The sequence below is a fragment of the Kushneria sp. AK178 genome (genome assembly GCF_053903105.1).
This window is the reverse complement of record NZ_CP096381.1, coordinates 2,704,027-2,728,529: the sequence shown is the minus strand read 5'-3', so window position 1 is coordinate 2,728,529 and position 24,503 is coordinate 2,704,027. Positions and strand designations below refer to the sequence as shown.

Annotated in this window: 24 protein-coding genes; 12 read left to right on the top strand and 12 right to left on the bottom strand. The window is 62.4% G+C overall.

Annotation, left to right across the window (positions count from 1 at the left end):
• Positions 1–9: 9 nt before the first annotated feature.
• Positions 10–285 carry a phosphopantetheine-binding protein gene (locus M1D97_RS12490; RefSeq protein WP_456268053.1) on the bottom strand — a complete coding sequence of 92 codons (276 nt, stop codon included), beginning with the start codon at positions 283–285 and terminating at the stop codon, positions 10–12.
• Positions 286–402: 117 nt separating this feature from the next.
• Complete coding sequence (locus tag M1D97_RS12485) at positions 403–1,155, bottom strand: beta-ketoacyl synthase chain length factor (RefSeq protein ID WP_456268052.1); 753 nt, start codon at positions 1,153–1,155, stop codon at positions 403–405.
• A 195-nt stretch (positions 1,156–1,350) separates the two neighbouring features.
• Here M1D97_RS12485 and M1D97_RS12480 point away from each other — a divergent pair, with 195 nt between their 5' ends.
• Positions 1,351–3,003 (top strand): hypothetical protein, encoded by a 1,653-nt coding sequence (locus M1D97_RS12480; RefSeq protein WP_456268051.1) that lies wholly within the window; start codon positions 1,351–1,353, stop codon positions 3,001–3,003.
• Between the two features lie 21 nt (positions 3,004–3,024).
• On the opposite strand, the gene M1D97_RS12475 is transcribed toward M1D97_RS12480, so the two are convergent.
• From M1D97_RS12475 to M1D97_RS12460, 4 genes are all read right to left on the bottom strand, one after another.
• Positions 3,025–4,563, bottom strand: coding sequence for a PhnE/PtxC family ABC transporter permease (locus tag M1D97_RS12475; RefSeq protein WP_456268050.1), 1,539 nt, complete (start codon positions 4,561–4,563; stop codon positions 3,025–3,027).
• A complete protein-coding gene (locus M1D97_RS12470) occupies positions 4,550–5,245 on the bottom strand; it encodes an ATP-binding cassette domain-containing protein (protein ID WP_456268049.1) in 696 nt (231 codons plus the stop codon). The genes M1D97_RS12475 and M1D97_RS12470 overlap by 14 nt, the downstream gene beginning before the upstream one ends.
• Positions 5,246–5,249: 4 nt before the next feature.
• Complete coding sequence (locus tag M1D97_RS12465) at positions 5,250–6,101, bottom strand: putative selenate ABC transporter substrate-binding protein (RefSeq protein ID WP_456268048.1); 852 nt, start codon at positions 6,099–6,101, stop codon at positions 5,250–5,252.
• A 166-nt stretch (positions 6,102–6,267) separates the two neighbouring features.
• Positions 6,268–7,710 carry a sugar porter family MFS transporter gene (locus M1D97_RS12460; protein WP_456268047.1) on the bottom strand — a complete coding sequence of 481 codons (1,443 nt, stop codon included), beginning with the start codon at positions 7,708–7,710 and terminating at the stop codon, positions 6,268–6,270.
• Positions 7,711–8,255: 545 nt separating this feature from the next.
• Here M1D97_RS12460 and zwf point away from each other — a divergent pair.
• The 3 genes from zwf (at position 8,256) to M1D97_RS12445 (ending at position 11,191) form a co-directional block, all read left to right on the top strand.
• A complete protein-coding gene (gene zwf / locus M1D97_RS12455) occupies positions 8,256–9,737 on the top strand; it encodes a glucose-6-phosphate dehydrogenase (protein WP_456268046.1) in 1,482 nt (493 codons plus the stop codon).
• Positions 9,724–10,404: a 6-phosphogluconolactonase gene (gene pgl / locus M1D97_RS12450; RefSeq protein WP_456268045.1), complete on the top strand. Its 681-nt coding sequence runs from the start codon at positions 9,724–9,726 to the stop codon at positions 10,402–10,404. The genes zwf and pgl overlap by 14 nt, the downstream gene beginning before the upstream one ends.
• 124 nt (positions 10,405–10,528) lie before the next feature.
• Positions 10,529–11,191, top strand: coding sequence for a bifunctional 4-hydroxy-2-oxoglutarate aldolase/2-dehydro-3-deoxy-phosphogluconate aldolase (locus M1D97_RS12445; protein ID WP_456268044.1), 663 nt, complete (start codon positions 10,529–10,531; stop codon positions 11,189–11,191).
• Positions 11,192–11,489: 298 nt separating this feature from the next.
• On the opposite strand, the gene M1D97_RS12440 is transcribed toward M1D97_RS12445, so the two are convergent.
• From M1D97_RS12440 to glk, 3 genes are read right to left on the bottom strand one after another with little or no spacing between them, the layout of a single operon-like run.
• Positions 11,490–12,356 (bottom strand): aldo/keto reductase, encoded by an 867-nt coding sequence (locus M1D97_RS12440; RefSeq protein WP_456268043.1) that lies wholly within the window; start codon positions 12,354–12,356, stop codon positions 11,490–11,492.
• Positions 12,357–12,361: 5 nt separating this feature from the next.
• Complete coding sequence (locus M1D97_RS12435; protein WP_456268042.1) at positions 12,362–13,231, bottom strand: D-hexose-6-phosphate mutarotase; 870 nt, start codon at positions 13,229–13,231, stop codon at positions 12,362–12,364.
• Complete coding sequence (gene glk / locus M1D97_RS12430) at positions 13,228–14,190, bottom strand: glucokinase (protein ID WP_456268041.1); 963 nt, start codon at positions 14,188–14,190, stop codon at positions 13,228–13,230. Before glk ends, M1D97_RS12435 begins: the two co-directional genes overlap by 4 nt.
• 155 nt (positions 14,191–14,345) lie before the next feature.
• On the opposite strand from glk, the gene M1D97_RS12425 reads away from it, so the two are divergent.
• The 5 genes from M1D97_RS12425 to M1D97_RS12405 all read left to right on the top strand — a co-directional run bounded on the left by M1D97_RS12425 (position 14,346) and on the right by M1D97_RS12405 (position 18,033).
• Complete coding sequence (locus M1D97_RS12425; protein ID WP_456268040.1) at positions 14,346–14,522, top strand: hypothetical protein; 177 nt, start codon at positions 14,346–14,348, stop codon at positions 14,520–14,522.
• A gap of 154 nt (positions 14,523–14,676) precedes the next feature.
• Positions 14,677–15,678 (top strand): type I glyceraldehyde-3-phosphate dehydrogenase, encoded by a 1,002-nt coding sequence (gene gap, locus M1D97_RS12420; RefSeq protein ID WP_456268039.1) that lies wholly within the window; start codon positions 14,677–14,679, stop codon positions 15,676–15,678.
• Positions 15,679–15,775: 97 nt separating this feature from the next.
• Positions 15,776–16,456 (top strand): haloacid dehalogenase type II, encoded by a 681-nt coding sequence (locus M1D97_RS12415; protein WP_456268038.1) that lies wholly within the window; start codon positions 15,776–15,778, stop codon positions 16,454–16,456.
• Between the two features lie 276 nt (positions 16,457–16,732).
• On the top strand, positions 16,733–17,017 hold the full coding sequence (locus M1D97_RS12410; protein WP_456268037.1) for a hypothetical protein: 285 nt from the start codon (positions 16,733–16,735) through the stop codon (positions 17,015–17,017).
• Positions 17,018–17,187: 170 nt separating this feature from the next.
• The gene (locus tag M1D97_RS12405; protein ID WP_456268036.1) at positions 17,188–18,033 is read left to right on the top strand and encodes a dienelactone hydrolase family protein; all 846 of its coding nucleotides are present in this window, start codon (positions 17,188–17,190) and stop codon (positions 18,031–18,033) included.
• A 75-nt stretch (positions 18,034–18,108) separates the two neighbouring features.
• On the opposite strand, the gene pncB is transcribed toward M1D97_RS12405, so the two are convergent.
• A complete protein-coding gene (gene pncB / locus M1D97_RS12400; protein ID WP_456268035.1) occupies positions 18,109–19,275 on the bottom strand; it encodes a nicotinate phosphoribosyltransferase in 1,167 nt (388 codons plus the stop codon).
• 165 nt (positions 19,276–19,440) lie between these two features.
• Between pncB and M1D97_RS12395 the strand changes: the two genes are divergently transcribed.
• Complete coding sequence (locus tag M1D97_RS12395) at positions 19,441–20,583, top strand: GNAT family N-acetyltransferase (protein WP_456268034.1); 1,143 nt, start codon at positions 19,441–19,443, stop codon at positions 20,581–20,583.
• A gap of 44 nt (positions 20,584–20,627) precedes the next feature.
• Positions 20,628–21,200, top strand: coding sequence for a fasciclin domain-containing protein (locus M1D97_RS12390; protein WP_456268033.1), 573 nt, complete (start codon positions 20,628–20,630; stop codon positions 21,198–21,200).
• 13 nt (positions 21,201–21,213) lie between these two features.
• Here the strand turns inward: M1D97_RS12390 and M1D97_RS12385 are convergent, their stop codons facing one another.
• Positions 21,214–22,245 carry a nickel/cobalt transporter gene (locus M1D97_RS12385; protein ID WP_456268032.1) on the bottom strand — a complete coding sequence of 344 codons (1,032 nt, stop codon included), beginning with the start codon at positions 22,243–22,245 and terminating at the stop codon, positions 21,214–21,216.
• Entirely contained in the window at positions 22,230–22,898 is a 669-nt protein-coding gene (locus M1D97_RS12380) for a DUF1007 family protein (RefSeq protein ID WP_456268031.1), read from the bottom strand. The genes M1D97_RS12385 and M1D97_RS12380 overlap by 16 nt, the downstream gene beginning before the upstream one ends.
• Before the next feature lie 130 nt (positions 22,899–23,028).
• Between M1D97_RS12380 and M1D97_RS12375 the strand changes: the two genes are divergently transcribed.
• Entirely contained in the window at positions 23,029–24,096 is a 1,068-nt protein-coding gene (locus M1D97_RS12375; protein WP_456268030.1) for a class I mannose-6-phosphate isomerase, read from the top strand.
• The last annotated feature ends 407 nt before the right edge of the window (positions 24,097–24,503 follow it).

Genomic DNA, 24,503 nt, shown 5'->3' with positions numbered 1-24,503 from the left:
TCATGGACCTCAGTCGCTGCGGCGCTCGGCAACCAGCGCACTGAGCTGTCTGAGACTGGCAAAGTGCTCCCGGTTTTCCTCGGCATCGCTGTCAAGGCGGATGCCGTAGCGCTTTTGCAGCGCCAGTCCCAGCTCCAGCGCATCGATGGAATCAAGCCCCAGCCCCTCGCCGAACAGGGGCGCTTCAGGTTCAATATCGTCCGCCGTAATATCTTCAAGCTCCAGCGCTTCGATGATCATGTTGGCGACATCGCGTTCAAGTTCGGTCAATGCTGTCTCGGCCATTGTGACGTTCTCCAGATCCTTGTTGTCGTGTCCGAACAGACGGTTACGTCGCTGGACCCTTGTCGGCCCCGCCCGGGCGGGCGGCATATGATGCCAGAACCGGACGTGGTTTGGGCTCTATCCGACCGGCGCCGTGTGCGCCGTCTCTAAGGCCTGCCAGCGAAGGGGTGGGGCGCGCGTGATCAGATCGCCACGACCCAGCAGCCAGTCCGTCAGCCGTGGCGGTGTCACGGTCGGGGTCGGTGCATCCCCCGTCTCGACGGAACAGGCCTGCAGGCGGATGGCATCGGGCGCGGGGGCCAGCGACAGCTCCATCAGCATGGCGGAAGGGTGGCTCGGCGCCTGCGTCTGGATGCGATAGCGCTCGGGTACCGGCGAGTCGGTCAGCACCAGCATGACGCTGTCGCAGCCATCGAACAGATAGCCGCGGGCCTCGCTCAAGAGCGCCTCGAACTCTTCGCCGGCGGCGGCCAGGGCTGCCATCGAAGTGTGGTTATCAAAGGCGATCGAGTAGACACCCAGAATGGCGTTATGCACCGACAGGCCGAATCGGGCCGGCGACAGCGGCTCCCCCTCGAACAGCGTGTCGAGCATGTCCAGCGGACGGTGGCCATCACCGTGGCGCGAGGCATGCAGCACCGGCATGGTGGGGCGCTCATGCGCTGTCATCTCGCCCAGCAGCGTGCACACGGCGCGGCCCAGCGGTGTCAGGCGCCGTCGCAGCAGCGCCGGCACGCTGGTGGCGGCCGGCTTCTCGTCGGTCATGATCCACGCCGGCATGTCCTCGCCGGCGCGCTCGGGAAGCCAGGTGCGCCAGCGATGGAGATAGAGCGTGGGTAGTGCGGTATCGGCATGGGATGGGCAGTCCATGCGAGCCTCCCGGAAAATGACATCTGATTGTAAGCGGCAGACGAGGATTCATAAACCGGGGTATGACAAACATGACAGGTCGTCATTCCGACAGGGCGTGCAGTATTACCGCCACAATGGCATGGCGGTGCATGCTCAAAACAGGTTTGATGACACCCTGATACAGGCCCTGCAAGGCTTTCTACGGAGTTTTGAATGTCGCTTTCCACAGACGATCGCAACCGTCGACGCTTCATGCGTCGCGCCCTGGCCCTGCTGCCTGTCGCCGGCATGGCGGGGGCCATGACCACCTCCGGACAGGCCCGGGCCAGCGAGTCACGCGAGCGGTCCGAAGCGCTCGACATGACCGCCCGCAACAACATTCTCTACTGGGGGGCCGACCCTACCGGCAAGCGCGACAGCTCGTCGGCCTTTATCAAGGCCGCGCGCTCCAGCATCGTCAACAGCCTGTACGTGCCGCCGGGGCGCTACGCGATCGGCCAGACGGTCGATCTCAAGGGCAAGAATCTTATCGGTCCCGGCAGGCAGCGAAACAAGCGTGAAGCGCATGCCATGCTGATGCCATTTCATACGCTGGGTGATGAGGCCATGTTCACCGGTCATGGACCGGTCATACGTGATCTCAGCTTTTCCAATAGGGAGGGTCACAGGAACTGGAAAGGCTTCTATATCGATAGTCACGGTTACAACACCGTGATCGAAAATGTTCACTTCTCTTCAGCTCCCATGGCCATCCGGGTTAGAGAAATCATGGTCAACTACAGCCTGTTGCGCTGTACCTTTATTGGCATACACATCGGTGTGCGGGTTGAAGACCAGAAAAACGAAAATTCCACCACGGCGCGTTTTATCGGTAACGAGTTCAACTACACCGATAATGCGATTATTTTTGATAAAAATCTCTACGGCGCGACCTTTCAGGACAACATCTTCGAGGCCATGAAGGGCGATGCCATCCGGGCCGGATTGATCTATCGCTCCAGCTTTATCGGCAACTGGTGGGAGGGGCGCAATGGCGGCGAGTCGCCCTGGCCCTGCGTCCGGATCACCAAAAATCAGCAGTTCATGCGCTGCTTTGCCTCATCCAATACCTGTGTCTACGGCTGGACCAACGTCTTCAAGGACAGCAAGCACAGCGGCAGCATGGGCGGGGTATCGCTGGATGGCGGCGAGGTGGTGGTTCGCAACCCGACCGGTAACGCCCTGCGCCTGTCACCGGATTCATTGCGTGCCGAGGCGGATGAATGGAAGCCGGCCACACCGCTGGTGATTCAGTCGAGTCACTCCGCCAAAAACCGTCAGACCAACCCGATCGTTTTGCGCCACAGCGGTCCGTCGGGCGCGGTGGTGTTCGATACCGATCGCGAGACCAGCAACAAGGGCGTGTGGGATGGTGCCCTGCGCTTTGCCTCCCAGCTCGATGGCGACGACAGCCTGTTGTACGACGACTACCGCGTCAATCGCAACCGCCCGGGCATGATCGGCGAGACCTCGCTGGTGGATAAAAACGGCAAAGTGCGCCACGCCCTGACCGGTATCCCCCAGTTCGTCAAGTGGCGCGAGGGCGGCGGGCCGGGCTGTGACTTTTTCAGTCGCTGCGAGGCGGTCGATGACGGCAGGGTGGAATTTTCCTTTCCCGAGGGCGAGGTCGAGCTGCGCGACCCGATCATTACGGTCACGGTGGAGGATGCCGGCATTGTTCATGACGGCATCGAATATCTGTCGGCCTACTCCGGCTCAAGCAAATACCAGGCCTGGAAGGGGTTTCGGGTCCGTTTTATCGACCGTGAAAGCGGCCGACCGGCGCTGCCCGAGAGCTTCAGCCTGTCGATCTTCCACCCCCACTGAGTGATCGCGCGCGCCAGGGCGCTAGACACTGTCACCGACCGGCGCCGGACGCGGCGGGTTTCGCCGCTCGGGCAGGGCGTCCGGGCGCAGACGACGTGACAGCCCGTCGACTGCCATGTTGATGGCGGCCGTCACCAGCAGGAGGGCGACGGCCTGATCGAACATCAGGTACTCGAAGCTTGAGTCGATGTGAAAGCCCAGCGTGACCACGCCCAGCATCCCCAGCAGCGCCGTCTCGCGCATGATGACTTCGGCGCGATAGAACAAAAGCGCCAGGATGCCGGGATAGATGCGCGGCAGCAGCTCGTGGCTGTAGAGATTGATGCCGCCAATGCCGGGCAGCCCCGGTCGGATCTCATCGGCATGGCGGGCGGCCAGAAAGGCGATCAGGGCGCCATTGTGCAGCGACAGCGCTATCCAGGCCGGCAGCAGCGACGGGCCGGTCAGCAACAGCAGGATAAAGGCCAGCAGCAGCTCCGGCGTCGAACGCATCACAATCAGCGTGCCGCGCCCGGCGGTGCGGGTGGCGCGGTTGCCGAAATGGCGGCTGACCAGCGGCCACGCCAGCAGGCAGACCAGCAGCGAGCCCACCGTGCTCATCAGCCCCAGCAGCAGGGTGTTGCCGATGGCGGGCAGCAGGTCCGGCAGTCCGGCAAACCACTCCGGCAGGGCGGCGAGATCGCCGGTCAGCAGCGGCTGCGGCCAGATGTCATGACTCAGAAACTGCCAGAGCAGGGTCGGGTTGACGCTGGGCCAGGGGCCGAGCAGAAACGCCGTGCCCAGAAGCCAGGGCAGCAGCAGACGGCGATGGGCCCACCAGGGCAGCGTGGCGATCAGCAGATAAAAGGCCCACAGCAGGGCGCCGCCTTCATGATAGCGCCCCTGACGAAAGGCGCTCTCCAGATAGTAGCCCAGCGTCGGCAGCCCCACGAACCCCAGCAGTACGCTGGCGCGCAGGGCGCATTCGAAACGATAGCGGGTGTAGCCCGACAGGCGCTGCCAGGCCAGCGGCAGCTCGGCGTAGACAAAGCGTGACAGCCGGTCGGTGCGAGGGGAGAGCATGCGAGCCGGGCGGCGATCGATCTGGGCCAGAATCTCGGCATAGACCTTGGCAAAGGTCGCGGCATAGGGCAGGGCGATGGCGGCCAGCGCCGTCACGGCGGACAGCCCGAAGACCTGGAGAAACAGCAGCGCCCAGAACAGCTCGTGAATGGCGCGCACGAAGGCGCAGGCGGCGCGCACCAGCCGCGAGCGCATGAAGATCAGCGCCAGCGGAAACCCGAGTACCATGCCCAGCACCACGCCCCACAGGGCAAAGGTGATGGTCAGCAAAAGCGCCCGCAGCGGCGACTCGGTGGCCGTGACATCCGGCAGGATCAGCCCCTGGAGCATGCGCCCCAGCTCGCGCCAGGGGTCGCGCGTGGTGATCGACAGATCCGCCAGCGGCAGCAGCACCAGCAGGGTCGCCACCATGGCCAGCGTCAGGCGCAGCAGTCGGGCGCCCGGGGTCTCGCCGCGCAGCCAGGTGAACCAGCCGGCCGGCAGATCAGTCCGGGACATACAGCACGTCAAGATCGTCCGGGGTCAGCGCGCGCGCGGGGGCATCCAGGGTGATGCGGCCATCATCCAGACCGATGATGCGGTCGAAATGGGACAGTGCCAGCTCGCGCTGATGCAGGGCCACCACGCAGGTAGCATGGCGCGCCTTGATCAGTTCGAGCAGCCGGGCCCCCTGACGCGGGTCAACGCTGGAGACAGGTTCGTCACCGATGAACACGGGACGCTTCTGGTACAGGGCGCGGGCAATCGCCACGCGCTGTTGCTGGCCGCCGGAGAGCTGGTCGACCGGCCGGCGCAGCAGCCCATCAAGACCCAGGGTCCCGGCCAGCTCGCTGATCTCCTGCCAGCAGGCCCGGTTGGGGCGCAGCAGATTGATCAGGTTCTGCCAGCGTGAAAAGTGGGCCAGCCGGCCCATGTAGATGTTGTGATAGGCCGACAGCACCGGCACCAGTGCGTTGGCCTGCGGGCACCACGCGCCCTGATCATCGAGCTGCGCACGCAGGGCGGCCAGCAGCGTGGATTTCCCGACCCCGCTGCGGCCCAGCAGGGCGATGCGCTCGCCCTGTGAGATGCGCAGGGTCAGGTCGGGAAAGACCACCTGGTGGTCATGCCCCAGCCGGGCATGGTCAAAGCCTGCAAGTACGGTAGCCGTGCCGGGGCCGGCAGTAGCAGTGTCCAGCATGAGCCTAGCGCAGCAGCCCCAGCTCCTGACCGACCGTCTCGATGGGCGCATAGTCTTCATTGTCGGCCGGGATGAAGCCTTCCCGCGGGAAACTGGCCAGCAGGTCGGGATCGGTCATGTCCAGCAGCGCCTGCCGGACGTGCGCCGTGGCATCGTCGCCGTAGTGCTCGTCGACATCGCCGCGAATGGTCCACTGATAGTCCGGATAGGTCGGCGTTGACCAGATGACATGTACCCTGTCGGTGTCCACGCGGCCATCGGCCACTGCGGCTTCCCAGACGGTGTAGTTGAGCGCGCCGATATCAAAGGCACCCGACTCGACCAGCGCCATGGTCCGGGAGTGATCGCCGGAATAGCCCACGCGGGAGAACACGTCTTCCGGCGCTTCATTGAAGCGCTCGCGCAGATAGTAGTCGGGCATCAGACGCCCCGAAGTCGAGGTCTTGGCGCCGAAGGTAAAGGTTTTGCCCTCCAGTGTGTCCGGCAGTTCGGACTGGTCCGCCTCGAGCCCGGTGTCGGCATTGGCAATGAAGTAGGTCCTGAATTCGGCGTCTTCCTCTCCCTGGGCGATGGCCCTGGAGCCCGGCACGAGCTGGCGCGCCTGAACGCCGGTCAGCCCGCCAAACCAGGCCAGCTGGACCTGGTCGTTGCGAAAGGCGCTGACCGCGGCGGCGTAGGATTTGACCGGGACATACTCGACCTCCAGACCCGTCTGCTCGGAAAGATAATCGGCCACCTTGTCAAAGCGTTCGACCAGCCGTGATTCATCCTCGTCGGGAATGGCGGTGAAACGAAAGGTGTCGGCCAGAGCGGGGGTACTCAGCAGTACCAGGGAGAGAGCAGCGAGCCTGCGCATCGGGGAAACTCCTCAGAAGCGTCAAGTAGGGATGAGCGCGAATGGTAGCATGCCTTGTTCCTATATACGTCGCTGCTGATATTTTCATGAATGCCGATGAATGATGCTGAAACGAAAAGCCCCTCTCGCAGGAAAGGGGCTGATGTAACAGGCCGGGCGATATCGCTCAGCTGCCGATATTTCGAAGCGATTTGCCACTCATCAGATTCTTTTCGATCTTCTCGAGCGAGATGCCCTTGGTTTCGGGGATCAGCAGCAGAGTGAAGACGATAAAGACCACGTTGAGCACCGAAAGGATGCCGAACGTCATGGCCCCGCCGATGGCGGCGATCATCACCGGGAAAAACTGACCGATGGCAAAGTTGCCTACCCAGTTGGCCACCGTGGAGCAGCTCAGACCGAAATCGCGGCCGTTGAGTGGCTGAATCTCGGCACACAGGGTCCAGATCAGCGGGCCTGCCGACATGGCAAAACCGGCCACGAAGATCAGAAGCGACGCCATGCCGGTGTACTGCAAAAAGGCCGTGGTGGGACCGATGATCAGGATCGTGGACAGCACGGCCATGCTGGCGGCCATGACGGTGAAGCCGGCATAGAGAATCGGCTTGCGGCCCAGACGATCCACGAAGCCGATGGCGATGAAGGTGGCCAGCACGTTGACCAGACCGGTGGCGACCGTGCTCCAGAGCTGGGCGGCGGTGCCTTCAAAGCCGGACATCTGGAAGATCTGCGGGGCGAAGTACATGATGGCGTTCATGCCGGTGAACTGCTGTACCAGCTGCAGGCAGATGCCCAGCATGACGGAGCGACGGAAATTGGGATTTTCCTTGAACATCTGGAAGCCGCGGCTTTTCTGCTCGGCCTGAATGCTCTCCTCGATTTCCCCCATTTCGTAATCGATTTCGGTTCTGCTGCTGCGCAGCTTGGTGAGCACTTCACGCGCTTCTTCAAAGCGGTCCCGCGAGGCCAGCCAGCGCGGGCTGTTGGGTACCATGAGCACCCCGATAAAAAGCATGGCGGCCGGAATCATCAACACGCCGAACATCCAGCGCCAGCTTTCGATGTAGCTAAAGGCCAGATTCGAGACAAAGGCGGCCAGAATACCGATGGTCACCATCAGCTGATAAAAGGAGATGGTGGTGCCGCGGATACGCTCGGGCGCCACTTCGGAAAGATACAGCGGCGCCGTAAAGGAGGCCACGCCCACGGCCAGGCCCAGCAGGATGCGGGCAATAACCAGAATGTGGGGGCTTGTCGCCACGACCGCGACCAGTGCGCCGACGAAAAACAGCATTGAGCTGTACAGCAGTGCCTTCTTGCGCCCGAAGCGCTGCGAAACGGCCCCGGCGCCCATGGCGCCCAGCGCCGCTCCCACCATCATGGAGCTGACAATCCAGCCTTCCATGAGAGTGGAAATCTGAAATTCATTGACGATAAAGGGCAGGGCGCCGGAGATGACCCCGATATCCATGCCGAACAGCAGACCCGCCAGTGCGGCCAGGCCGCAGCTCAGCCATACCATGGGAACGATATCGGCATTTATGACGGCGTCCGGCTTCTCCTGACCCTGTTGTGCAGCCCCTGAGCTGCCCCCCGAGTGACCTACCATGTCATTTTCCTTAGTCCAGCAACGATGAAAGGGAATTGCTTAATCGTGTCAGCCGTAATCTACCAGCGCCCCTGACCGTGTGCTGCGCCATTATGGGCATCCGGTGTCACGGCAGGGGCGAGGGCGATGAGAGGCACCACTTTCAGAAATCCGGGAGAAATGGTCAGCGATCGACGACGGTGACGGCGCCGATCGTACGCACCATAATAAAGTTGTTAAGGTAGAGTAAGGCCAGCGATTGTCACGCCTTATTAGACCAAAGGCGTAGGTGGCAGGCATGGTAAGTCAATCTTCACGATCAGCGGGTTCTGAAAATCTCACCCCAGGGCAGGAGAGTGCTGATATCATTGGGCGCTTGTGCAGCCCTGATACCATCGAACTACCCTGTCAAATATCGCATGATCGGGACCGCGTACAGCCACGCCTGTGCCAGCGCTCTGCCAGCCATGACGGCTGTCCTGATGGAAGCGATCAATGTGTTGCGAGGATGATGTCCTGATGTCTAACGTTGTCGGAAATCTACCAAACCGGGAAGGGAGCACGGCATGAGTGTGAATGACGACAACAGTACTGCTGTCGATCTGGCGCTTTTCGGTGCGCTGGGCGATCTGGCCCTGCGCAAGCTCTATGTCGCGCTCTACCATCTGGATCGAGAAGGGCTGATGGCGCCTGAAACCCGCATTCTGGGACTGGCCCGTCAGGAATATGACAACGATGCCTTCCGTGCGCGCGTACGCGATGCGCTGGAAACCCGCGTACGCCCCGACGAGCGTACCGAAGAGAGCATGAACCGGTTTCTGGCGCGGCTTGACTACATTGAAATCGATTTCGGCGCCCCCGAGAGCTACAGCCGGATTGCCCAGTGGCACGGCGGCAGCTCGCGTCCGCTGACCATCTATCTGTCGGTGCCGGCCCGCCTTTATGGCGACATCTGCGCCAATCTTTCCAGTGCCGGCTGCCTGGATGACGAATCCCGCGTGGTGGTCGAAAAGCCGATCGGCTATTCGCTCCAGTCCTCGGAAGAGATCAACGACGCCATCGGCGCCGTCTTTGATGAAAGCCGCATCTACCGCATCGATCACTATCTCGGCAAGGAGACGGTGCAGAACCTGCTGGCGCTGCGCTTTGCCAATCCGCTGTTCGGCAGTCAGTGGAACCAGAGCCACATCTCGCACGTCGAGATTACCGTGGCGGAAACGGTCGGTATTGAAGGGCGCTGGGGCTATTTCGATCAGGCCGGCCAGCTGCGCGACATGGTCCAGAACCATTTGATGCAGCTTTTGTGCATGATCGCCATGGACCCGCCCTCGAATCTCGATGCCGACAGCATCCGCGATGAGAAGGTCAAGGTGCTCAAGGCGCTGCGTCCCTTCGAGGGCGAACAGCTCACCACCGATGTGGTTCGCGGGCAGTACATCGCCGGTACCATCGGCGGCAAGTCGGTGCCGGGCTATCTCGAGGAAGAGGGCGCCAATATCGATTCGCGTACCGAAACCTTCGTGGCCTTCAAGACCGAGATCCAGAACTGGCGCTGGGCCGGCGTGCCCTTCTATCTGCGTACCGGCAAGCGCATGCCGGAAAAGCTCTCGCAGATCGTGATTCACTTCCGCCCGCAGTCCCACTACATCTTTGATAACGACCAGCGCAGCATGGCGGCCAACAAGCTGATCATCCGGCTGCAGCCCGATGAGGGCATCGCCCTGCAGGTGCTGACCAAGGACAGCGGTCTGGACAAGGGCATGCGTCTGCGTACCGGGCCACTGCATCTGGACTTTCATCAGGCCTTCCCGTCGGCGCGTATCCCCGATGCCTACGAACGCCTGCTGCTCGAGGTCATGAAGGGTCAGCAGTATCTGTTCGTGCGTCGTGACGAGATCGAATACTCCTGGCGCTGGATCGATCAGCTGATTCAGGGCTGGGAAGCCCGCGACATCATGCCCAAACGCTATCCGGCGGGCTCGTGGGGCCCGGTCTCCTCCATTGCCATGATCACCCAGGACGGACGCAGCTGGTATGAAGATTACTGAAGCGGAAGATGCCCGCACACGCGTGGCCCACGATCTGGCGGCCAGCGTTGCCGCCGCGCTCCGGGAGGATCTGGAGCAGCAGGAGCGGGTCACGCTGGTGCTGTCCGGTGGCAGCACCCCGAAGCCGTTCATGCAGGCGCTGAGCCGGATGGCGCTGGCATGGCCGCGTGTGGACATTACGCTGGCCGACGAGCGCTGGGTACCGACCGACCACGACGACAGCAACGATCGCTTCGTGCGTACCCACATGTTGATCAATGCTGCCGCCGAGGCCCGCTTTCATCCGCTCGTCAACGACGAGACAACCCCCGAGGCAGGGGCGGAAGAAGTGGCGCAGCGTCTGACGGCCCTTGCCTGGCCGGCCAGCGTTGTGGTGCTGGGCATGGGCGGTGACGGCCATACGGCGTCGCTGTTTCCGGACAGTGCCGAGCTGGATGACGGTCTTGAAAGCGCCTCGATGGTCATTGCCGCGCATGCCCCGAGCGTGGGGCAGCCGCGCATCTCCCTGACGCGGGATCGCCTCATGCGTTCGCGTCGGCGCTATCTGCATCTCAACGGCGACGACAAGAAACGCGTGCTGGCTCGTGCCATGGCGGGTGATGATCGTCATGAGCTGCCGATTCGGGCTTTTCTTGAGGCGCCACTGGCACTTTACTGGGCGCCATGACACGATAAAGTATGTCCCGGCGCCTCGGACGGCGCCGGGAAAACGAACAGGGCCGGGTCGGGGATATCATTCCCCGGCCCGTTCAGTGCGGCGCATGCCGCCGGGGTGATGATCAGGAGGTTTCATGGCATCGGACAAGCAGCTCCCGTCCACACGTACGACCGAAATTGACAGCATCTGTCAGCGAACCACGGTAATTCCGGTGCTGACCATCCATCGTATCGAGGATGCCGTGCCGCTGTGCCGCGCACTGTATGACGGCGGTCTGACCGTGCTGGAAGTGACCCTGCGCACGGACTGTGCCATGGAAGCGCTGTATCGGCTGCGTGATGAGCTGCCCGAGGCCAGTATCGGTGCCGGCACGGTATTGACGCCCGCGCAGTATCGCCGTGCGGAGGATGCCGGCGTGGACTTCGTGGTCACCCCCGGCACCACCGACCGTCTCTACGAATACGGCATCCAGAGCCCGGTACCGCTGCTGCCGGGCATCGCCACAGCGACCGAGCTTCTGACCGGCTGGCAGTACGGCTATCGCCGCTTCAAGTTCTTCCCGGCCGAAGCCAGTGGCGGTGTGGCCGCGCTCAAGGCCCTGGCGGGTCCGCTGGGCGATGTCCAGTTCTGCCCGACCGGCGGTATCACCCCTGACAACGCGGCCAACTATCTGAGACTTCGCAATGTCATGTGCGTCGGCGGGACCTGGGTGACCCCGAAGGAACTGATCGAGAACGAGGACTGGGACGGCATTCGCGCCATCGCTCGTGAGACCGTCGAGACCATCAAGCACTGACTCTACTGAATGACCGACGGCAGGGCCTGAAGGATCCTGCCGCTACCGGCTCTCTCGGCAGCCTCGGCTGTTGTTTTGCCCGTCTCGTCTTGAGGCGGGCTTTTTTTTGGCCACTGGTCAGTCCATCGCCATGGGGCTTCGGTGGGGCGAAAGCGCCCCGTGCTGTCGTTGCGAACATCGAGCTGTCGTCCGATCCATCCGGTGAGCGATGCGGGTGTGGGCAAATGGCAGGTGTGGGCAAATAAAAGGGGCTGCCCATCACGGGATGAGCAGCCCCGGGAGTCAATGACGGTCGGTATCAGGGCACGCGACAGGCGCGCACGGCTTCCAGCAGGGCGAACCATTCCGGCCGGCTCAGCGTCAGGCCGGCATCGTGTGCCAGCGTCTGCAGCCGCTCGGGGCGCAGGGTACCCACCACGGCTCTGGGCTGTCCCGGGATGGTGTGAAGCCAGGCCAGGGCGATACCGGCCGGACTGACCTGATGCGTCTCGGCCAGTGTCCCGAGGACCTGGCCGAGCTGGTTTTCGAAGATGCGCCCGCCCCATAGCGGGGAACCGGCAAGGCCTGCCATGTTGTCGCTCAGCAGACTGTCCCACATGCCATCAAAGAGCATCTGGCTGCGGGCGATCGACATCTCCATCTGCTGGCAGGCCAGCGGGGTCTGCATGGCGGTCTGCAGATGCCGCCACTGGGCCGGCAGGAAATTGGCCACGCCCACCCGGCGCGCCCGACCGCTTGCGACCATGGCATCGAGCGCCCGCCCGGTGGCCTCGACATCCATCAGCGGGTCGGGCCGCATGATCATGAGGGTATTGAGCTGCTCAAGCCCCAGCTGCTTCAGGGTGCGATCCACGACCTCATCGAGATACGCCGGGCGCGTGTCGTAGTACTTGGCGCCGAAGCGGTCCTCGTTGCGGCGTGCCGGCACCACGCCCACGCGCATGTCGAGCTGCAGCCGTCGGGCATCATCCCCGGCCAGTCGCCTGATGGCCTGTCCCAGCAGGGCTTCCTGATCCCGTTCGAGGTCGCTGTGATCGAATTCACAAAGCCCCTCGTCCAGGCGCTGTTGGCACCAGGCGGCCAGTGCCTCCGGGGTTTTCAGGCTGTCGTAGTATGGTAACTGACGCAGACCGATCACGAAGGGCGCTGCAGCTGTCGTGCTCATCAGGGTCATTCCCCGTCGGAGGATTCAGGGCTCACATGCATCGACAGGATGTGCTGGGCGCCGGGGGCGAGCCAGACCGGATCCAGCCGGGTACATGCCGGTTCGATGCAGATGAAGTTCAGGCGTTCACGATCGGGAATGTCGGACGGCAGGGTGTCACCGGGATGCCAGACCACGCTCGAGTCGCTGCCCTGCTTGGCGATTCTCAGACGCCGATGGCCGTCATCGAGCACCAGCGGGCGGCTGGAGTGGTGAATGCGATCCAGTGCGCCGCGAATGCCCAGCACGCCGGTCTGTTCCGCCTCGGCGTAGTCGGCCAGCTTGTCGAGATAGCGTGCCCCGCCCAGGCCCTCGATGCGGCACTGATGGGTGTCGGGCACGGCGAAATAGGCGTGCAGGGCCTGGGTCAGGCGCACCGGCGTTTCGCCGGTGTGCTCGGTGACAAGCTCCATGGCCAGCCGCTGCGCATTGGCATGAATCACCAGCCGGGGCGAGAGCATCTCGTGCAGCCGCGTTTCGGGAGAGAGATGGATTTCGACGCCGCCTTCCACATCGTCATCGACGGCATCGATGCGCCAGTCGGCCGTGCGGGCCAGGCCGTGTGTCGGGCCGTCACCGTCATCGGGCTCGCCAAACCAGGGCCAGCACAGCGGCACCCCGCCGCGCAGGGCACCCGGCGGCGCCTTGGGCGTCGAGGTGGTCCACAGCCAGCCGCGCTCTCCGGCCGGCGCGTAGTGCAGCAGATGGCCACCGTGGCGGGAGAGGATCAGCTCTCCCCAGTCATCGTTGATGACCAGCAGCGAGCGACCCTCCCAGGTGGCGTCACGCTGGCCCCGGGTCGCCGACAAAAGCTCGCTCAATCCATCCGGGATCATGTCACCTCCTCATTGTGCAGTGCTTCGGCAGCGCCCAGCAGTCCGGTCCATTTGGCGGTCACCACCCAGGTCGCAATATCGGCATTGTAGGGGCTCATGCGTCCCTTGTCGGCAAAGGCCTTGCGAAAATCGCTGGTCCGCAGGGTATCGAGAATGCGTGGCAGGATGCCCCCGCACAGATAGACGCCGCCGCGGGCGCCCAGCATCAGGGCGGCGTCGCCGGTGGCATCGCCGAGGATCTTGCAAAAGCGCAACACGGCCTGATAGGCCACGGTGTCCTGTTCGCCGCGAGCGGCGTCTGTCACGCAGGCCGGCGTATTGAGGTCGCAGTCGTGCCCTTCGAATTCACACATGGCCGTGTAGATGTCCAGTAGCCCCTGGCCGCACAGCACGCGCTCGATCGAGACACGACCGTAGCGTTCCCGGAACCACTGCAGCAGCAGGATTTCGAAATCATCGACCGGCGCGAAGCTGGCATGGCCGCCTTCGGCCGACAGGGGAATCCAGAAGCGCTGACTCGGCGCCAGACCTGCCAGCCCGAGGCCGGTGCCCGGGCCGATCACCAGGCGCGCGCGACCGGCTTCACTGTGGCCATTGCCCAGATTGACCAGCTCTTCGTCGGGAATATGGGGCAGACCCAGTGCCATGGCGGTAAAGTCGTTGATGACCTTGAAATTCTCGAGCCCAAGGCTTTGTTTCATGGCCGTTTTCGAAAACTGCCACGGGTTATTGGTCATCTTGATTTCGTCATCGTGTACCGGGCAGGCGAAGGCCAGACAGGCTTCGATCGGGCGCTCGCCATCGACACCGGCAAGATAGGCATTGACCGCGTCATCAAGGTTGGCGTGATCGGCACAGGCCAGCGTCTGAATGTCGTGCAGATCGAAGGCGCCGGGGGTCACCAGGGCAAAGCGCGCATTGGTGCCACCGATATCGCCGACCAGGGCGGGGCGTGTCATGGCGAATGGTACTCCTGAGGTTCTATAGGTCTTTGAAACATGTTCTGCTCGCTAATGTCGCCAGAATATCAGTCATTGTAGCGACACGCTGACGCAAGTGGTCGCACAGCATAAGGCATGTTCCGTGGGCAGGACTTTACCGGGTTGCGCCTGGTTTGACACGATTCACCCGCTTTGCCGCCGCGCCGTCGGGCATGGTCTGTGGTAGCGGGCGAGCGCATGGTCACTCCGGGGGAGATGGGCTCTGGCATAATCCGGCGTTTCTGACCAGACTGATCCGGGCACCGGATAGTATCGAACAGGGCGGTATTGATGCCCGCTCTTTCGATTGATCGATGGCATCAATACGGGCCGTGTCTTGTAACAGGCCATTGAGGTCGCAAAAAATGACCCCACGTTAGGGGGTCAGGGGCCGAAAACCGAGAGAATTGCGGCTCATTGACCGGTTGGTGATGAGCTTTATCCAATATCGCAGGAGGAGACAACATGACGCTTCGTGTCGCAATCAACGGGTTCGGACGTATCGGGCGCAACACCTTTCGTGCACTGTATGAAAGTGGCTACCGTGACCGTATCGAAGTCGTGGCCATCAACGATCTGGGCGACCCGGCGCTGAATGCGCTGCTGCTGGAAAATGATAGTACGCACGGCCATTTCAACGCTGACATCACTCATGACGATGAAAGCTTTACCGTCAACGGCGACCGCGTACGCATCCTCTCCGAAAAGGATCCGGCCCAGCTGCCCTGGAAAGAAATGGAGATCGACCTGGTGATGGAGTGCACCGGCATCTTCACCAAGCGCGCCGATGCCGCCAAGCACATTGAAGCCGGCGCCAAACGCGTTCTGATTTCAGGTCCCAGCGGCGATGCCGACGCTACCATTGTTTATGGCGTCAACGAGCAGACCCTGACGGCCGATCAGACCGTGGTCTCCAACGCGTCCTGCACCACCAACTGCCTGGCACCGGTAGTCAAGGCGCTCAACGATACGGTGGGCGTTGAAAACGGGCTGATGAACACCATTCACGCCTACACCAACGACCAGAATCTGGCCGACGTTTACCACAAGGACCCCTTCCGGGCGCGCAGCGCGACCCAGTCGATGATTCCGACCAAAACCGGTGCGGCATCCGCCGTGGCGCAGGTGCTGCCGGAGATGGAAGGGCGTCTGGACGGCTTTGCCATCCGTGTCCCGGTGGTCAACGTGTCGGTTGTGGACCTGACCTTTACCGCTTCGCGCGACACCAGCCGCGAAGAGATCAATCGCATCATGGAAGAGGCCGCCGAAAAATCGCCGGTACTCAACATCAATGCCAAACCGCTGGTCTCGATCGATTTCAACCACAACCCCAGCTCCTCGACCTTTGACACCAACCATACCCGTGCCAATGGTCGTCTGGTGAAGGTGCTCTCGTGGTACGACAACGAGTGGGGCTTCTCCAACCGTATGCTGGATACGGCCCTGTCGATGGGCAAGACGCTCTAAGTGGCATCGTTCGATATTGCCGTTGTTTAAAAGGACGCCTGCGGGCGTCCTTTTTTAACGCCATTTTCTTGATTAAAGCTTTCTCAGGGAGGAGAAAATGACAAGGACACTACTGGCCTTTGATGTCTACGGTACATTGATCAATCCGGGCGCCATGGCCGACATGCTGCGCCCGACGCTGGGCGGGAAGGCAGAAGCCGTTGCTGCCCAGTGGCGGACCAGTCAGCTGCAGCTGGCCTTTCGCCGCGGGCTGATGGGGCGCTATGTCGAGTTTTCGACCTGCACGCGCGATGCCCTTGATGTCGCCATCGCAGCACAGCAGGTCGAGGTGGCCTGCGACACCCGCGAGGCGTGGATGGATGCCTATTCCCGGCTGCCCGCCTTCGAGGAGGTCGATGCCGCACTGGCCGCACTGGTGGCCGCCGGCTATCGCTGTGTGGCCTTCTCCAACGGCACGGAGGACGCCATGCAGAAGGTGCTGGGCAATGCCGGCATCGATCATCATTTCGAGGCGCTGGTCAGCGTCGATGACGTCAAGCGCTTCAAGCCCGACCCGGTGGTCTATCACCATCTGGCGCGGCGCATGAACTTGGCACATGACAATATCTGGCTGGTCTCGAGCAACAACTGGGACATTCAGGGCGCTCGCCATGCCGGACTGAAGGCGGCCTGGATTCATCGCGATAAAACCGCTCTGATAGAAGACCCGTCACTGGCGCCGCTCGTTGAAGTGGATCGGCTCGATGAGCTGGCCGGAAAGCTGGCGGAAAACACCTGATTACGGGTGATCATCAGGGCCTTTCAGGGCCCTGGTAGTGTGACGCCGACGGACCTGACAATGGCGCGGGTGTCGCATTATGGCGACAATTTAATTGACAAATATCCCGTGTTCTGATCAGTTCTTTATGTTAGGGTTGCGATCCAGAATGACGAGCCTGTCAACCTTGATTTATCTGTCTGCGTGCAGCAAAGCACCCGAAATGACTGCCGTTGAAGAGCAGCAACAGGTCAGCCAGCCATGCCATATGTATCCGGAAAACAATGTGTCAGCGGCGTGCATCAGCTTCTGGGATCAACGCTGAAGGATGCACGTCGGGAGCGGCAGGGGCGTATTGTCGGTATCGATCAAACGCGGGAACATCCGGTCATCGATGTGATCTGGCAGGGGCAGCCCCGCGCGGAACGTATCATCATTACCTGCGATCAGCTGCGTGATCTGGTTCGGGCAAGCCATGAACGCGAGGCGTCGCAAGCGTCGAAAAAGGCCTCGAGTGATGGGTCAACCGAGCAGACACGTGATGACGACCCGGTCATGCTCGCCGAGCAGCGTCGCGCCTGATTGTCCCGTCGATTCCTGTCATGAAAAAGGGGCCTTGCCGTCGTCGGCAGGCCCCTTTTTCATGTTGTCATGCCATGAGCCGTCAGGATAATACCGGCCGGCACGGTGGCTTCCTATACTGATCGTCATCACGACGTACACAAAAACGGACACTGATAGCGGGAGGGGTCATGAGAACCATGTTGCTGGGACTTGGCATGGGATTGATGCTGGCCAGCGTCAATACCTGGGGGGAAGAAGGCACGCCGGGGCAGATGGGGCCAAAGGTAGAAACGCGGACCCTGACCTACAGCGTGGATGGCGAGCAGTACACCGGCTATCTGGCCCGGGATACGAAGATGGATGGCAAGCGCCCGCTGGTGCTGGTGGTGCATGAATGGTGGGGGCTGAGCGACTATATCCGCCAGCGCACCGAACAGCTGGCGGCGCTGGGTTATGTGGCCTTTGCCGTGGACATGTACGGCAGCGGCAAAACGGCTACTCATCCCGATGAGGCCGGCCGCTTCTCGAGCGCTGTCATGAATGACTGGCCCGGCGCCCGCCAGAACCTCGAGACCGCCATCGATGCGCTCGGGGATGCCGAGGGCGTGGATGCCTCGCGCATGGCCATTATCGGCTACTGCTTTGGCGGCGGCGTGGCGCTCAATGCGGCACTGGCCGGCATGCCGTTCAAGGCCGCGGTGAGCTTTCACGGCAGTCCCGGCCAGGTGGTCGACACGCCCGAGCATTTCGATGGGCGGGTCATCATCCAGAACGGTCTGAACGATCAGATGGTGGAGCAGTCGGCACTCGAGTCGCTGCTCGCTACCTTTGAAAGCGTGGAGACCGAAGCCACCCTGATTCAGTATCCCGATGCCATGCACGCCTTCACCAACCCGTATGTCGATGCGAAGGCACGCGAGTTCGATCTGCCGCTGGCCTATAACGCCGCGGCCGATGCCGCCAGCTGGCAGGTCATGCTCAACGTGTTCAACAAGGTGTTTGCCGCACCCCAGCCCGGCGCGAACGCGAAATAAGCGTGCATCAACAAAAAAGGGGCCGACACGGTGATTGCCGTGCCGGCCCCTTTTGTACCGTATCGGACGCTGGCGCTACTGGGGCAGCGACAGGATACGTCGCGCCAGATGGATCATGCCCGGGTCGCCGGTGTTCTTGGCGCGAATATCGGAAAGCTTGACCACCGGCAGCCACTGATCTCCCTGCGGGCGGGTTTCGGTCATCTTGACCACCATGTTCATCGGCTTAAGGCCGACATCGTTGGTGAAGTTGGTCCCGATGCCGAACGACATGCCGATGCGGCCTTCGCAAAAGCGCGTAATCTTCTCGACCTTGTGGGTATCGAGCGCATCGGAAAAGATGATGGTCTTGCTGCGCGGGTCGATGCCGTAGTGCTCGTAGTGATCGATGGTGGCCTTGGCGAATTCGATGGGGTCACCGCTGTCGTGGCGAATGCCGTCGAACAGCTTGGCAAACATCTTGTCGAAGCTCTCGAAAAAGACCTGGGTGGTAAAGGTATCCGACAGGGCAATGCCCAGATCGCCCCGGTAGACCTCCACCCAGTGCTCCAGTGCCAGCGTGTTGGCCATCTTGAAGCCGAAGCGGGCGGCGTGGAACATGAACCACTCGTGGGCGTGTGTGCCCAGCGGCTTGACCCCGTGGCGATGGGCCATATGGACGTTGCTGGTGCCGGTAAAGGTGCTGCCCCCGTAGCGCTTGAGCGTGCCCACGACCAGGTCGTGCACGTCATAGGAGTGACGCCTGCGGGTACCGAATTCGGCAATGCGTACGCCCAGCTCGCCGTAATGCTCGATCTTTTCCCGCGTGCGCTGGGTCACCAGCTCGTCGCTGTCGCGCGGCTCGCCGAGCATCTCGTACCAGATCTGGCTGATCAGCGTCATCAGGGGGACTTCCCACAGGATGGTGCGATACCAGAGTCCCTCGATGGCGACGCTCAGCTCACCGCCGGTCTGTTCGATGGTGACCTCCTGGGGCTTGTAACGAAAGCCCTCCAGAAAGTCGTGATAGGTCGGGTCGAGATAGGGGCAGGTGACCTCCAGAAAATGACGCTCCTCGCTCGTCAGTCGCAGTGCGGCCATGGCGTCGACCTGCTCCCTGAGTCGTTCGCCAAAGCCGGGCGGGAAGTCATGCTCGCCACGATTGATAAAGCTGTAGCGCGCGTAAGCGTTGGGAAACAGTTTCACCACGGCGTTTTGCATGGTGAACTTGTAGAAGTCATTATCAAGAATCGAATGCAGCATTGAGCGGGTCGGCATCTCTGTTGATGGCCATCTAAATGATAGCTCGACAGCATAGCGCAGCCGCCAGGCTGACTCCATCCCGAAGCGAAGACACCCGGGGCCGCCCTGAACGTGTCAGCACCTTCTATCCTGTATCCTTGTCACGTACCCGGCTGGAGAAGCGCCATGAGTCTGGATATTCGTGATATCGGTGCGATGGCCGATATCGATGCGCCGCAGTGGAACGCGCTGGCAGGCTCGGACTATCCCTTCATTCGTCATGAGTTCCTCAATGCGCTGGAAGTGACCGGTGCCGTCTCGTCGCACACCGGCTGGACCCCGCATCACCTGACGCTGTGGCAGGGCGATCGACTGGTGGGCGCCATGCCGCGCTATCTCAAGGATCACTCCTGGGGCGAGTACGTCTTCGACTGGCAGTGGGCCGACGCCTGGGAGCGTGCCGGGGGGGCCTACTACCCCAAACAGCTCAGCGCCATTCCCTTTACGCCCGCCACCGGTCCGCGATTGTTGCTCGCGGACGATATCGATGTCGACGAGGCGCTTGGCAGCATGGCCGAGCATCTTGAAAGCGCCGGGGTGCTGTCGTGGCATCTGCTTTTTCCGGAGGCGTCGCTTGCACAGCAGTGGCGCCAGTGCTGGCCCGATCTGCTCCAGCGCAGCGGCATGCAGTATCACTGGTTCGATCGCGACTATGGCGATTTCGAGGGCTTTCTGGGTGCCATGACCTCGAAGCGGCGCAAGGAAGTGCGTCGCGAACGCCGCCGTGTGGCCGAGCAGGGGCTGACCATGCGCCGGCTGGTCGGCCATGAGATCGACCGAACGGCCATCCAGCACTTTTATCGCTGCTACCAGATCACTTATCTGGAGCACGGTCAGCGCGGCTATCTGGATATCGACTTTTTCTATCGTCTTCTCCACGACATGCCTGACGCCCTGGTGCTGGTGCAGGCGCTGGACGAGACATCGCGACCCGTCGCCGCAGCGCTGTGCCTGCGCGGTTCGACTACGCTCTACGGACGCTACTGGGGCAGCGAAGTCGAGGCCAGCTGCCTGCATTTCGAGGCCTGTTACTATCAGGGGATCGAACACTGTCTGGCCGCCGGGCTGTCACGCTTTGACCCGGGCACCCAGGGAGAGCACAAGATCGCCCGTGGGTTCGAGCCGACGGCCACGCGTTCCCTGCACTGGCTGGCCCATGAGGGGTTTCGCGACGCCGTGGCGGACTTTCTGGAACGCGAGGAGACGGTCATGGCGCAGATGCGTCTCGAGGCGGCCACCATGCTGCCCTTTCGCCACGAAGAGCGCTGATCCCCGGGTGGCAACCGATCCCTTGTTCATGTCATGGAGAGACGATGAAAACCTTGTATCGCAGTGTATGGCTGGCGACCTGTCTGGCCCTGGCGGGCAGCGGCATGGCGTCGATGGCACAGGCACAATCGCCGTCGCAGAGTGCGCCGCAGCAGCAGCCCGGCGACCGCACCGATCATGAAAATCAGACGCTTCTGGAAACGCTGAAGGCCCGCGGTGATTTCAACACCCTGGTGCAGGCACTTGATGACGCCGACATGAGCGACATGCTTGACGGGCGCGGGCCCTATACCCTGTTTGCCCCCACCGACGAAGCCTTCGCACAGCTGCCGGACAGCGAGCGTCAGGCGCTGCTGGATGGTGAGCACAAGGAGTGGCTCAGTAAGGTGCTCGAATACCATCTGCTGCCGGGGATGGTGCCGGGCAGCGAGTTCAAGGCACTTGGTCGACCCCAGGCCCTGGTGGGGCAGCTCAGCCTGCGCGTGGACAACGGCCGGTACCGGGTCAACGAGATCGCCGTCGACCGGGAAGAAATCCGCGCCAGCAACGGGGTCATTCATCCCATCAGAGGCGTTCTGATCCCCTGGGATGCCACCGGCCTGCGCCCGGACTCCTGAGACACGGGTCCGGCTAGCGCAGCGGCCCCTGCATCAGCGGCGACAGGGCGGTATCGGGGGCGTTGATCAAAAGCGTTATGCCCAGAAGCGTGATCAGCACCCCGCCCAGCAGGGCGAGAAGATGCCCCAGCCCCAGGGGTTGACGGCTACCGGCACGCTGAAAGAGGTGCGCCATGTGCCGACGTGCCAGCACCGTCAGGGCCGCCAGCACAGAAGTGGACAGCGCCGTGCCCACCGACATGGCCAGAACCGCCAGCACGCCGGCCCACCAGAAGCCCAGCATGGCCGCCACGCCCAGTACCATTACCGCACCGCTGCACGGGCGCAGCCCGATCGACAGGATGGCGGCCGCCATGTCGCGCCAGTGCCGGCCGCTGGTCATGGGGTCGATATGATGCGTTCGGCCGCAGTGACAGGGGCCGCTGCTGACATGCGACAGCGGCGTCATGGCAGCGGCGTTGTCACGTCGGGTCGGGGTCAGGCGCAGGGCCGCGGGTGGCACGCTGTCGGTGGCGGCCGGCAGGGAGGCCCGGGCCCTGAGCCGGTAGAGGCCGCGACCGGCACGAACCACGAGCCACAGTCCCAGCGCCGTGACAGCGACAAAGCTTGCCTTCTCGACCCAGGCCGTACCGGCCATCGCCTCTCGGGTCAGCCAGCCAAATCCCAGCACCAGTACCGTGACCATCACAATGGCGACCACGCCCTGCAGCAGGGCCGCACTGGCGGTCATGACCAGCCCGCGCCCCAGGGCGGCGCGCTGGGTCAGCAGATAGGTGGCGACCACGGCCTTGCCGTGACCGGGGCCGAGAGCGTGGAAAATCCCGTAGCCCAGGCTCAGTACCATCAGGTCCCACCAGTCGCCCACGCCCTCGCGTCTGGAAAGCGCCATCATGGCGCCGGCCAGCCCCCGGTGCAGCGTGCGTTGCTGCGTCATGATTTCCGCGACCAGCGAGTGCCACAGCGCCTGACCGGCGCTCGAAAGCGACAGCGCCGTCAGAAGCGCGAGGGCGAGCGCCAGCCACACCAGGGTCAGACGTCCTGACACTTGATCACTCCGGTATCCGAGAAAAGTTTGCCAATGCCGTCGGGCGTGTCACCGGTGACATCGATGGCCGACACCCGGGCCACGACCGCCGGGTCGGGGTCGGCATGTTCTATTTCGGCGTGACACTGCGAAGGCGCATTGACCAGCTCGATGGGATTTTCGACCCGGTCGTCGTATAGAAACTCGATGAAGTAGGTACCATCGTAAATTTGCCAGCGCAGCGACTCGCCAAGCGGCTGCGGCTCGGCCAGCGTCAGGATGAAGGAGAATTCGACCCGATTGTCATCCAGACGGGTGGTGTAGTCCTCGATGCCGCCCAGCGCCAGCTCCCGGTCGCCATCGTAGACATGGGTCAGGTAGTGCCGGGTCGCCAGATTCGCCGCGATCTCATGGCCAAGGGCGTCCAGCCGCTGCGCCATGCTGGTGTCACCCGCCACACCTTCAAGGCCCTCCACCATGGTCAGACTCTGAAACGGGTCCATCTTCCAGGACTGTTCGAGCGCGGTCATGCGCTGTTGATCGTCGATCACGGCGGTAACGCGGTAATCGACCCAGCCGTGGGGGTGTGCCATGGCCGAGGTGGCCCCCGCCAGCATGACAAGCCCTGTCAGCAGGGCGAGACCGCAGGTCAAATATCGGGAAGGAAGTGACACGTTATAACCTCTGCTCGTGATCGAAACGCCATGTTGCCCCAGCCATGGCGGCGTGGCGAGCCCCGGGCAGGATCATGCCATATCGTCCAGACTCCCGGAGTACATGTTGTGCGCTGACAAGGAGAGTGGCATGCGCTGGTATCCCCTGAAACTGACATCCTTTTACGCCCCGCACATTTTTGGCGGCCGTCAGATCGCGCAGGTGCTTGGCCGTCAGGACCTGCCCGAGGGCCGGGTTGCCGAAAGCTGGGAAAGCAGCGATATCGAGGGCAAGGGCGCCCGGGTGGTCAACGGTGAACTGGCAGGCGAGTCCCTGCATGCGCTGGTCGAGCAGTACCCCGAGGCCCTGGTGGGAGAGGGCTTTGACGGGCCGCATTTTCCGGTACTGGCCAAGTTCATCGATGCCACCGGCATGCTGCCGGTGCATCTGCACGCCAACGGGCCCACGGCTCGACGCAAGCAGACCTGGTCGCATGGCAAGACCGAGGCCTGGCACATTGTGCATGCCGCGCCCGGCGCCACGCTGCTGGCAGGCGTCAGGGACGGCGTGGATCATGACACGCTGCGCACGGCGCTCTGGGAAGAGCGCTTTGACGATGTCATGCACCGTATCGAGATTCGCCCCGGCGATACGCTGTACGTGCAGGCCGGGCTTCTGCACAGCTTTGGCCCGGACACGCTGATCCATGAAGTGCAGCAGCAGGCCGATCATCAGCAGCACGCCATGGCCTGGCAGATGGAGGACGGCAGCGGGATCAGCCATGCGCAGCGCGAGGCCAATATCGATGCCCTGCTCGACGAGATCGACCTGACGCTTGAGGCCACACCTTCAACGCCTCTGAGCGTGTACGAGGCGCCGGGCGTGGAACGACGGTTTTGCTGCGCGGGTCCCTTCTTTGCCCTGGAGCGCGTGGCGATCGACACCGTATACACCCGGCCGATCGACCGCGCCACCCTGGTCTCTAACCTGGGAGCGCCCTGTGCCCTTCACGCGGGTGGCGAGACAGTGGCTCTCGAGCGCGGTGAATCCGTACTGTTGCCGGCGGCGCTGGGCGAGGTGACCCTGGACGGGCGCGCCGAGGTGTTGATGAGCTATGTCCCCGATCTGGCGGCGCTGAAAGCGCGTCTCGAGCGTGCCGGCTATACGGCCGACGACTATCGACGCCTCGGCGATATTGACGGGATTGAACCGCTGTAGCGCTTCGACGGTTGCCGTCTGAATTGTCCGCAAAGAGGGGGCGATTGTTCATCAATTGAATTAAAACAGCGTTTCTTTCATCAAAATTTTTAATCCAGATTATGTTGATAAACAAAGTTACAAAATTGGTAACAGCGCGCTTAAAAGGGCTTTGACGCTGCTGGCGGTTCACGCTATATCTGGCGCATGGTGCCGGCATGGCCGTGATGCTCCGGCGCCATTTTCTGGTGGATTTATCAGGTAGCGGTGGTGCCGGATGCACAGCCGACCATCAAGCGATCGTTTATCGATAAGGAATGTCGATAGAAACGATGTCCGTACAGCGTCCAGGATGGTGCCGCCCGCAGGGCCGGCGCCCTGAAGGTTTGTCGGCTGTACCGTTTGATGGCTCGCGACACTTCGGCGTC

Bases quoted from the DNA above. Each gene is read 5' to 3' on its own strand.
- M1D97_RS12490 (WP_456268053.1), bottom strand. From the start codon at position 285: ATGGCCGAGACAGCATTGACCGAACTTGAACGCGATGTCGCCAACATG.
- M1D97_RS12485 (WP_456268052.1), bottom strand. From the start codon at position 1,155: ATGGACTGCCCATCCCATGCCGATACCGCACTACCCACGCTCTATCTC.
- M1D97_RS12480 (WP_456268051.1), top strand. From the start codon at position 1,351: ATGTCGCTTTCCACAGACGATCGCAACCGTCGACGCTTCATGCGTCGC.
- M1D97_RS12475 (WP_456268050.1), bottom strand. From the start codon at position 4,563: ATGTCCCGGACTGATCTGCCGGCCGGCTGGTTCACCTGGCTGCGCGGC.
- M1D97_RS12470 (WP_456268049.1), bottom strand. From the start codon at position 5,245: ATGCTGGACACTGCTACTGCCGGCCCCGGCACGGCTACCGTACTTGCA.
- M1D97_RS12465 (WP_456268048.1), bottom strand. From the start codon at position 6,101: ATGCGCAGGCTCGCTGCTCTCTCCCTGGTACTGCTGAGTACCCCCGCT.
- M1D97_RS12460 (WP_456268047.1), bottom strand. From the start codon at position 7,710: ATGGTAGGTCACTCGGGGGGCAGCTCAGGGGCTGCACAACAGGGTCAG.
- zwf (WP_456268046.1), top strand. From the start codon at position 8,256: ATGAGTGTGAATGACGACAACAGTACTGCTGTCGATCTGGCGCTTTTC.
- pgl (WP_456268045.1), top strand. From the start codon at position 9,724: ATGAAGATTACTGAAGCGGAAGATGCCCGCACACGCGTGGCCCACGAT.
- M1D97_RS12445 (WP_456268044.1), top strand. From the start codon at position 10,529: ATGGCATCGGACAAGCAGCTCCCGTCCACACGTACGACCGAAATTGAC.
- M1D97_RS12440 (WP_456268043.1), bottom strand. From the start codon at position 12,356: ATGAGCACGACAGCTGCAGCGCCCTTCGTGATCGGTCTGCGTCAGTTA.
- M1D97_RS12435 (WP_456268042.1), bottom strand. From the start codon at position 13,231: ATGATCCCGGATGGATTGAGCGAGCTTTTGTCGGCGACCCGGGGCCAG.
- glk (WP_456268041.1), bottom strand. From the start codon at position 14,190: ATGACACGCCCCGCCCTGGTCGGCGATATCGGTGGCACCAATGCGCGC.
- gap (WP_456268039.1), top strand. From the start codon at position 14,677: ATGACGCTTCGTGTCGCAATCAACGGGTTCGGACGTATCGGGCGCAAC.
- M1D97_RS12415 (WP_456268038.1), top strand. From the start codon at position 15,776: ATGACAAGGACACTACTGGCCTTTGATGTCTACGGTACATTGATCAAT.
- M1D97_RS12405 (WP_456268036.1), top strand. From the start codon at position 17,188: ATGAGAACCATGTTGCTGGGACTTGGCATGGGATTGATGCTGGCCAGC.
- pncB (WP_456268035.1), bottom strand. From the start codon at position 19,275: ATGCTGCATTCGATTCTTGATAATGACTTCTACAAGTTCACCATGCAA.
- M1D97_RS12395 (WP_456268034.1), top strand. From the start codon at position 19,441: ATGAGTCTGGATATTCGTGATATCGGTGCGATGGCCGATATCGATGCG.
- M1D97_RS12390 (WP_456268033.1), top strand. From the start codon at position 20,628: ATGAAAACCTTGTATCGCAGTGTATGGCTGGCGACCTGTCTGGCCCTG.
- M1D97_RS12375 (WP_456268030.1), top strand. From the start codon at position 23,029: ATGCGCTGGTATCCCCTGAAACTGACATCCTTTTACGCCCCGCACATT.